General features: G+C 76.5%; 8 protein-coding genes. 3 read left to right on the top strand and 5 right to left on the bottom strand.

The features are described 5' to 3' along the window. Positions 1 to 812 (top strand): sensor histidine kinase (locus ACFWH7_RS14775; protein ID WP_378217277.1); only part of this gene is annotated, 812 nt, incomplete at its 5' end. 11 nt (positions 813 to 823) lie between these two features. Here the strand turns inward: ACFWH7_RS14775 and ACFWH7_RS14770 are convergent. Then, the gene (locus ACFWH7_RS14770; RefSeq protein ID WP_378217275.1) at positions 824 to 1,861 is read right to left on the bottom strand and encodes an NAD-dependent epimerase/dehydratase family protein; all 1,038 of its coding nucleotides are present in this window, start codon (positions 1,859 to 1,861) and stop codon (positions 824 to 826) included. 135 nt (positions 1,862 to 1,996) lie between these two features. On the opposite strand from ACFWH7_RS14770, the gene ACFWH7_RS14765 reads away from it, so the two are divergent. Further along, positions 1,997 to 2,815: an S-methyl-5'-thioadenosine phosphorylase gene (locus tag ACFWH7_RS14765; protein ID WP_378217273.1), complete on the top strand. Its 819-nt coding sequence runs from the start codon at positions 1,997 to 1,999 to the stop codon at positions 2,813 to 2,815. 4 nt (positions 2,816 to 2,819) lie between these two features. On the opposite strand, the gene ACFWH7_RS14760 is transcribed toward ACFWH7_RS14765, so the two are convergent. From ACFWH7_RS14760 to ACFWH7_RS14745, 4 genes are read right to left on the bottom strand one after another with little or no spacing between them, the layout of a single operon-like run. Further along, on the bottom strand, positions 2,820 to 3,410 hold the full coding sequence (locus tag ACFWH7_RS14760; RefSeq protein WP_378217271.1) for a TetR/AcrR family transcriptional regulator: 591 nt from the start codon (positions 3,408 to 3,410) through the stop codon (positions 2,820 to 2,822). 2 nt (positions 3,411 to 3,412) lie between these two features. Beyond that, entirely contained in the window at positions 3,413 to 4,006 is a 594-nt protein-coding gene (locus ACFWH7_RS14755; RefSeq protein ID WP_378217269.1) for a sugar O-acetyltransferase, read from the bottom strand. Next, complete coding sequence (locus tag ACFWH7_RS14750) at positions 4,003 to 5,343, bottom strand: MFS transporter (protein ID WP_378217267.1); 1,341 nt, start codon at positions 5,341 to 5,343, stop codon at positions 4,003 to 4,005. The genes ACFWH7_RS14755 and ACFWH7_RS14750 overlap by 4 nt, the downstream gene beginning before the upstream one ends. A gap of 46 nt (positions 5,344 to 5,389) precedes the next feature. After that, the gene (locus ACFWH7_RS14745; protein WP_378217265.1) at positions 5,390 to 6,211 is read right to left on the bottom strand and encodes an alpha/beta fold hydrolase; all 822 of its coding nucleotides are present in this window, start codon (positions 6,209 to 6,211) and stop codon (positions 5,390 to 5,392) included. Positions 6,212 to 6,349: 138 nt separating this feature from the next. Here ACFWH7_RS14745 and ACFWH7_RS14740 point away from each other — a divergent pair, with 138 nt between their 5' ends. Further along, positions 6,350 to 7,636 carry an NYN domain-containing protein gene (locus ACFWH7_RS14740; protein WP_378217263.1) on the top strand — a complete coding sequence of 429 codons (1,287 nt, stop codon included), beginning with the start codon at positions 6,350 to 6,352 and terminating at the stop codon, positions 7,634 to 7,636. Positions 7,637 to 7,714 lie beyond the last annotated feature (78 nt).

Here is a 7,714-nt window from a genome sequence, read left to right as displayed (position 1 = left end):
GGCGACCCCCCAGGGCCGCGCCGCCCCACGTCGGCGCCGCGAGCCCGGTCCCCCCGCCACCCCCGGCGCCCCCGCCCCCCCGCGCCCGCACGGCGCAGGCGGCGCGCCGCGAGGTCGTCGCGTTCGTCAGCCACGACCTGCGCTCGCCCCTGGCCGGCGTGCGGGCGGCGGCCGAGGGCCTGCGCGACGGCGTGTTCCCCGACCCCGCGCCCGCGCTCGACGGGATCGTCGCCGCCACCGAGCGCATGGCGCGCATGATCGACGACCTCGCCGAGCTCGCGCGCAACGACCGGCCTCGGCCGCGGCCCGCGGCCACCGAGGTCGACATGGCCGACGTGCTCGGGCGCGTCGCGGCGCACGCGCGCCCGCTCGCGCGGTCCGTGGGCGTCGAGCTCCGGGTCGAGCCGGGTGTCGGGGCGCTCGTCGCGGGCGACCCGGACGAGCTCGAGCGCGTGCTCGACAACCTCGTCGCCAACGCCGTGCGGGCGAGCGGGCGCGCGGGACCCGAGGCGCTCCGCGGGTCGCGGCACGGCGAGGACCCTGCGCCGCACGGCCTCGTGACGGTCGAGGCGGGCGTCCTCGACGGCGCCGTCCGCGTCGTCGTGCGCGACACGTGCGGCGGCATCCCCGCGGACGCGCTGCCCCACCTCGTCGAGGCGGGCTTCCAGGCCGGCGACGGCGCCGACGGGTCGGACGGGCTCGGGCTCGCGTTCGTGGACCGGGTCGTCGACCGGCACGGCGGTCGGCTCGACGTCGCGTCGTCCGACGACGGCTGCCGCGTCGAGGTCCTGCTCCCGGCCGCCCGGCCCTGAGCGGGGAACCGTCAGCCCGCGTCGACCAGCGCGGCGAGCCCGTCGTCCAGCGAGACCTCGGCGCGCCAGCCGAGCACGCGCGCGGCGCGCTCGCTCGAGGCCGTCACGTGCCGGACGTCGCCCGCGCGCCACTCGCCCGTGACGACCGGCTCGGGCGCACCGAGCAGCGCGGCGACGCGCGCGGCGACCTCCCCGACGGTGGTCACCGTGCCCGACCCGACGTTGAACGCCTCGACCGCGCCCGTCTCCTGCGGTCGCTCGACGGCCGCGAGCACGGCGCGCGCGACGTCGTCCACGTGCACGAGGTCCCGACGCTGGCGGCCGTCCTCGAAGACGCGCGGCGCGCGGCCGTGCTCGGCCTCCGAGCGGAAGATCGAGGCGACGCCGGCGTACGGGGTGTCGCGCGGCATGCCCGGCCCGTAGACGTTGTGGAAGCGCAGGGCCGTCGCGCTCGCGCCCGTCGCGCGCGCCCACGCCGCGAGCAGCCGCTCGCCGTGCGCCTTGGTCGCCGCGTAGACGTTGCGCGGGTCGAGCGCGGCGTCCTCGTCGACGAGCCCGGGCGTCAGCACGCGGCGGCAGCGGGGGCAGCGCGGGTCGAAGACGCCCGCGTCGAGGTCGGCCGGGTCGCGCGGCGGCGCGTGGACGGCGCCGTGCGTCGCGCACGCGTACGCGCCCTCGCCGTAGACCACCATCGAGCTCGCGTAGACGACGTGCGGCGCGACCGGCGCGGCGGCCCGCAGCAGCACCGCCGTCCCGAGGTCGTTCGAGGACACGTAGTCGTCGACGTCGTCGATCCCCACGCCGAGGCCCACCTTCGCCGCGAGGTGCACGACGACGTCCCGGCCCCCGACCGCGTCCCGCACCGCCGCGGCGTCGCGGACGTCCGCGCGGACGAGGGGGACGCCGCCCGGCAGGGCGGGCGCGGACCGGTCGCCGTGGACGTCGGCGCGCAGGGAGTCGAGGACGAGCACGTCGTGGCCGGCCGCGGCGAGGGTGCGGGTCGTGGCGGAGCCGATGAAGCCCGCCCCGCCCGTGACGAGGATGCGCATGACGCCCAGCATCGCCGTGCCACGCCCGCCGTGCACCGCCGACGAGCGCGGCGCGACCTGACGATCGGCTGACGACGTCCGTCCGGACCGCGTCCGCGCGTGCGGTGGCGCCGCCGGCCCGTCTAGCGTGGCGGCGTGAGCGACGCGACGACGACCGCACCCGTAGGGATCCTCGGGGGCTCGGGCCTCTACGAGCTGCTCGACGACCCGGAGCCCGTGCCCCTGACGACGCCGTTCGGCGACCCGTCCGACCCGCCCAGCCGGGGGACGTTCGCGGGCCGGCCCGTCGTCTTCCTCCCGCGGCACGGGGCGGACCACCGGTTCCCCCCGCACCGCGTGCCCTACCGCGCGAACCTGTGGGCGCTCCGGTCGCTCGGCGTCCGCCAGGTCGTGTCCGCCTCGGCCGTCGGCGGGCTGCGGCCGGACGTCCCGGCGGGCACGGTCGTCGTGCCGGACCAGGTGGTCGACCGGACGTGGGGTCGCGAGCACACGGTCTACGGGGACGAGGGCGCGGTCGTCCACGTCCCGTTCGCCGATCCGTACTGCGCGCGGGGCCGCGAGGTCGCCGTGCGCGCGGCACGGGCCGGGACGCTGCCCGCGGTCGACGGCGGCACGCTCGTCGTCGTCCAGGGTCCGCGGTTCTCCAGCCGCGCCGAGTCGCGGCGCAACGCGGCCGAGGGCGGGACCGTCGTCGGGATGACCGGCATGCCCGAGGCGGCGATCGCGCGCGAGCTCGCGCTCTGCTACACGACGCTCGCGCTCGTCACCGACGCGGACGCGGGCGTGGACGGCGGGTCGTCCGTGACCCACGCGGCGGTGCTCGAGGCGTTCGCGCGCAACGTCGTGGCGCTCACGGGCGTGCTGCACGACGTCGTCGCGGCGCTCCCGCACGACGACGCGTGCCCGTGCCGGCACGTGCTGGAGGGGCTCGACCTGCCCTTCGAGCTGCCGTAGCCCGTCACTCCGCCGGGGCCGGCGTGCGCGTGAGGCGGCGGACCGCGCCGAGGACGTCGACGTCGTCGTGCGGCTCGGTGTCGAGCGCGCGGTGGATGGTCATGCCCTCGATGAACGCGTCGAGCACGCGGCACGTCGCGGGGTCGAAGTGGCGGCCGAGCGCGTCCCGGCTGCGGCGCATCCAGTCGTTCGTGAGCGTCCGGTACGCGGGGTCGCGCGCCGCGAGCGTGTAGAGCTCGTGCGACAGGACGAGGTCGCGCTGGGTCGCGAACACGTCGTGCGTGATGAGCGTCGTGACCGCCTGCACGGCGTCCTCGGGTGTGCGCGCGTCGCTCATGCGGCGCTCGAACTGGGCGGCGGCGTCGCGCGTGAACCTCCCGAACGCCTCGCGCAGCAGCTCGTCCATCCCGGCGAAGTGGTACGTCATCGACCCGAGCGGCACGTCAGCCGAGACCGCGACGCGCCGGTGCGACGTGCCCGCGACGCCGTGCTCGGCGATGACGTCGAGGCACGCGTCGATGATGCGGTCGCGCCGCTCCGGGTCGTGGCGGCGGGCGCGGGGCGTCGGCCCGGTCGGGGCCTCGGGTGCGCTCATGGTCAGATGTTCTCGCGGATCACCCGGGCCGGGTTGCCCACCGCCACGACGTTCGCGGGCAGGTCGCGCGTCACGACGGAGCCCGCGCCCACCACCGTGTTGTCGCCGATCGTCACGCCCGGGCACACGATCACGCCGCCGCCGAGCCACACGTTGTCGCCGAGCGTGATGGGCTCGGCCGCCTCGAGCTTGTCGCGCCGGGGTTGCGGGTCGACGGGGTGGGTCGGGGTGAGGAGCTGGACGTTCGGCCCGATGAGGCAGTCGTCGCCGATGGTGATCGCCGCGACGTCGAGCGCGGTGAGCCCGGAGTTGACGAACGTCCGGTCGCCGAGGTGCACGTTGCTGCCGAAGTCCACCGCGAGCGGCGGCTTGACCCACGACTCCTCGCCGAGCGAACCGAGCAGGTCGGCAAGGATCTCGCGGGCGTGCGTGTCGTCGCCGTCGCCGTCGAGGACGGCGCGGTGGAACGCGTCGACGAGGCGCATGCCCCGGTGGACGCCGCGCGTGATCTCCGGGTCGTCGGCGATGTACAGGTCGCCCGCGGCCATGCGCTCGTAGCTCGTGCGGTCGTCGCCGGCGAAGTAGTCGGTGGTCATGCGGTGGTGGCCTCCTCGGGCGCGGGGGTCGTGCGGTGGTCGGGGTCATCTTGCCGGTCGACGGCGCCTGGTCGGTCCACTGGTCGGTCCACGGGCCGGCGCGGGGCGAGCACGCCGGCCAGGAGCACGACGACGACGCCCGCCAGCGGCAGGACGAGCAGCCCCGCGCGCAGGCTCGTGGCGTCGGCGACGAGCCCGACGATCGGCGGGGACAGCAGGAACCCGAGCCGCATGAGCCACGACACGAGCGTGAGCCCGGTCCCCGCGCGCAGTCCCGGGAGCTCGTCGGCCTGCTGCATCGCGGCCGGGACGAGCGTCGCGACGCCGAACCCGGCCGCGGCGAACCCGGCGATCGTGCCGGGGACGGACGGGAACGCGAGCGCGAGCCCGGTGCCGAGCAGCACGAGAGCGCCGCCGGTCCGGGCGACGGCGCGCTGCCCGAACCGGTCGACGAGCCGGTCGCCCACGAGGCGCCCGACGAACTGCGCGCCGACGAGCGCGACGAACCCCGCCGCGGCGATCGTCGCCGGGGCGCCGAGCGACCCGGAGAGGTAGACCGCCGCCCACGTGCTGCCTGCGTCCTCGACGAGGGTCCCCGCGACGGCGACCAGGACGAGCGCGGCGAGGACGGCGGCGGTGCGAGCGCGGGACGTGCGCGCGGCGGCACCCGCTGCGACGGCGTCGGCGCTCGGCGGGGCACCGGGCGAGGCGGCCGCCGCGGCGTCGGTCGCGGCGACGTCGGACGCCTCGCCGTCGAGCCCCGGCAGGCACCAGCGCAGCGCGACGAGCGCGACCACCGCGAACAGGCCGCCAGTGATCGCGAGGTGCACGCCGAGCGGCAGGTCGAGCGCGATCGCGGCGGCGGCCATGCCGCCGCCGACCACGGCGCCGACCGACCAGAGCGCGTGGAACCCGTTGATGATCGAGCGGCCGTAGCGGCGCTGCACCCGCAGGCCGTGCGCGTTCTGCGCGACGTCGGTGAACGCGTCCATCGCGCCTGCCGCGAACAGCGCGACGACGAGCAGCGGCAGGGCGGGCGCGAGCCCCGCGAGGAGCAACCCGCCCGCGGTGAGCACCGTGCCCGCGACGGCGACCCCTGCGGAGCCGAACCGCCGCACGAGCGCCGCCGCGGCGAGGCCGGCGGTGATGGCCCCCGCGGGGAACGCGGCGACGGCGAGCCCGTACGTGGCGTTGCCGAGGTCGAGGCCGGCCTTGACCTCGGGGTAGCGCGGCACGAGGTTCGCGAACAGCGCGCCGTTCGTGAGGAAGAGCGCGGCGACGGCGACCCGCGCCCGCCGGACGTCGGGCGCCGGGCGCGCGAGGGTGGGAGACGACATGCGGACGATCGTACACACTATGTGTACGGCCGTACGCACGGGCAGGTCAGTGCTGGTCCGCCTCGCGGACGAAGCGCACCAGCACCTCGGCCATCGCCGCGGGCTCCCACGAGTGGAAGGCGCCCTCGACCTCGCGGACCTCTCCGTGCGGGACCGCCGCGACCACCTTCCGCGCGGAGACCGGCATCTCGGGGAAGGTGGACGTCCCGTAGGTCGCGAGCACGGGCACGTCCACGGTCGCGAGCGTGCCGTCCTCGAGCGCCCTCGCCGCCCAGACGAGGGACTCGCCGTCGGCGCGCTGGCTGCGAGAACTGCGCGCGAGCTGCTCGAAGTCGGGGGAGCGGCGCATGCCGTCGAGCCACTCGGGCGGCATGTCCTTCATGTACTGCTCGGTCGCGCCGACGTAGTCCTCGGCGTCGAGCCGGCGCTCGAACTCGTCGATCCACTCCGTGGTCGCGGCTGCGTCGTCGCCGAGCGGCGCCTCCCACAGCACGAGCCCGGTGACGGGCAGCCCCGCGTGCGCGGCGGCGAGGGCGATCGTGCAGCCCGACGAGTGCCCGCACAGCACGGCGCCCTGCCCCGACCCGCCGTCCGCCACGGCGATCGCCGCCGCGACGGCGGTCAGCTCGCGCTCGAGGTCCAGCACGCCGTCGGCGGGGCTCTCGCCGCGCCCGAGGCGGTCGTGGACGACCGTCGTCACGCCCTGCGCGGAGACGCGCTCGGCCGTCTCGGTGGTGATCGGGTCGATCGCGCGGAACGGGCCCGCGCCGGCGACGAACACGAGGCCGGGGCCCTCGCCGCGCAGGTCGTAGGTGACGGTGTCTCCCCGGGTGGTGGTGACGTGGCTCGTCGTGACGCGGTCGGTCATGGCTGCTCCCTCGGCTCGGTGCGGCGGCCGCCGTCGGTCCGCCACCGAGGACGACCGGCGCGGAGCGCGGGACTCATCGACGCGCTCTCCATGCTGTTCGGCGGGGCGGCGCGGCGGGCAGCACCTAGGCTGGCGGGCATGGACACCGAGGAGCGCCTGGCCGTCTTCATCGACTACGAGAACCTCGCGCTCGGGGCGCGCGAGCACCTGGGCGGCATGACGTTCGACTTCGGCCCGATCGCCGACGCGCTCGCCGTGCGCGGGCGCGTCGTCGTGCGGCGCGCGTACGCGGACTGGTCGTACTTCGACGAGGACCGGCGCTCGCTCACGCGGCACCAGGTCGAGCTCATCGAGATGCCCCAGCGCATGGGCGCGTCGCGCAAGAACGCGGCGGACATCAAGATGGTCGTCGACGCGATCGAGATGGCGTTCGAGCGCGACTACATCTCGACGTTCGTCATGTGCACCGGGGACAGCGACTTCTCCCCGCTCGTCCACAAGCTGCGCGAGCTGAACAAGCGCGTCATCGGGGTCGGCGTCGAGAAGTCGACGTCCCGGCTCCTGCCGCCCGCGTGCGACGAGTTCCTCTTCTACGACCGGCTCGAGGGCGTGGACGTGCCCGACGAGCCCGAGCCGCGCTCCGTCCGTGGCGGGCGGTCCTCGGGTGCTGGCGGGGCGGCGTCGGGCGGCGCGAAGGCGAAGCGTTCCGGCGGCCGGGCGTCCGGGCGTCGCAAGGCGACCGAGATCGCCGAGCCGGAGGTCGAGACGCCGGCCGCGGCGGCGCTCGCGGAGCTCGGGGAGGCGGTCGGGCGCACGTCGCGTCGGGGTGAGCCCGTCGTGACGGAGAGCGACGAGGTCGCCGTCACGACGACGCCGGTCGCCGAGGCGCCCGAGGCGGCCGGCGCTCCCGAGCCCTCGGCGCCCGAGGCTGACGAGGACGCGCCGGCCGGCGAGGACCTCCCCATGGAGGTGCGCGTCGCGCAGACGCTCGCCGACCTCGAGGCCTCCACGAGCGGCCCCGTCACCGCGTCCGTGCTCAAGCGGACGCTGCTGCGCAAGGACCCGACGTTCAGCGAGGCCGACTACGGGTTCCGCAACTTCGGCGAGTTCCTGCGGTTCCTCGCCGACCGGAGCTTCGTCGAGCTCGCGCCCGGGCCGGCGACCGGGGACCCCGAGGTGTCGCTGCCCGCGCAGGGCGACACCGACCAGGCCTTCGCCCTCGTGCGCGAGGTTGTGCAGCAGGAGGGCGGCTCGACGGTCCTGTCCGGGCTGAAGAACGCGATCCGCAAGAAGCGCCCGGACTTCAGCGAGAAGGCGCTCGGCTACCGCGGGTTCCTGCAGTTCTGCAAGGCGGCGCAGGCCGCCGGCGCCGTCGACCTGGCGTGGGACGACGACGCCGACGACTACCGCGTGTCGGTCGCGTGACGCCGCGGGCGGGGGCCCGGGCAGCCGGGGCCCGGCGCGCCTCGGTCGACGCCCGGCGCAAGCCGGGAACGCCGCGTA

The organism is Cellulosimicrobium cellulans (assembly GCF_042723955.1).
GTDB classification, from domain to species: Bacteria; Actinomycetota; Actinomycetes; order Actinomycetales; family Cellulomonadaceae; genus Cellulosimicrobium; species Cellulosimicrobium cellulans_H.
This window is presented reverse-complemented; position numbering and strand designations above follow the sequence as displayed.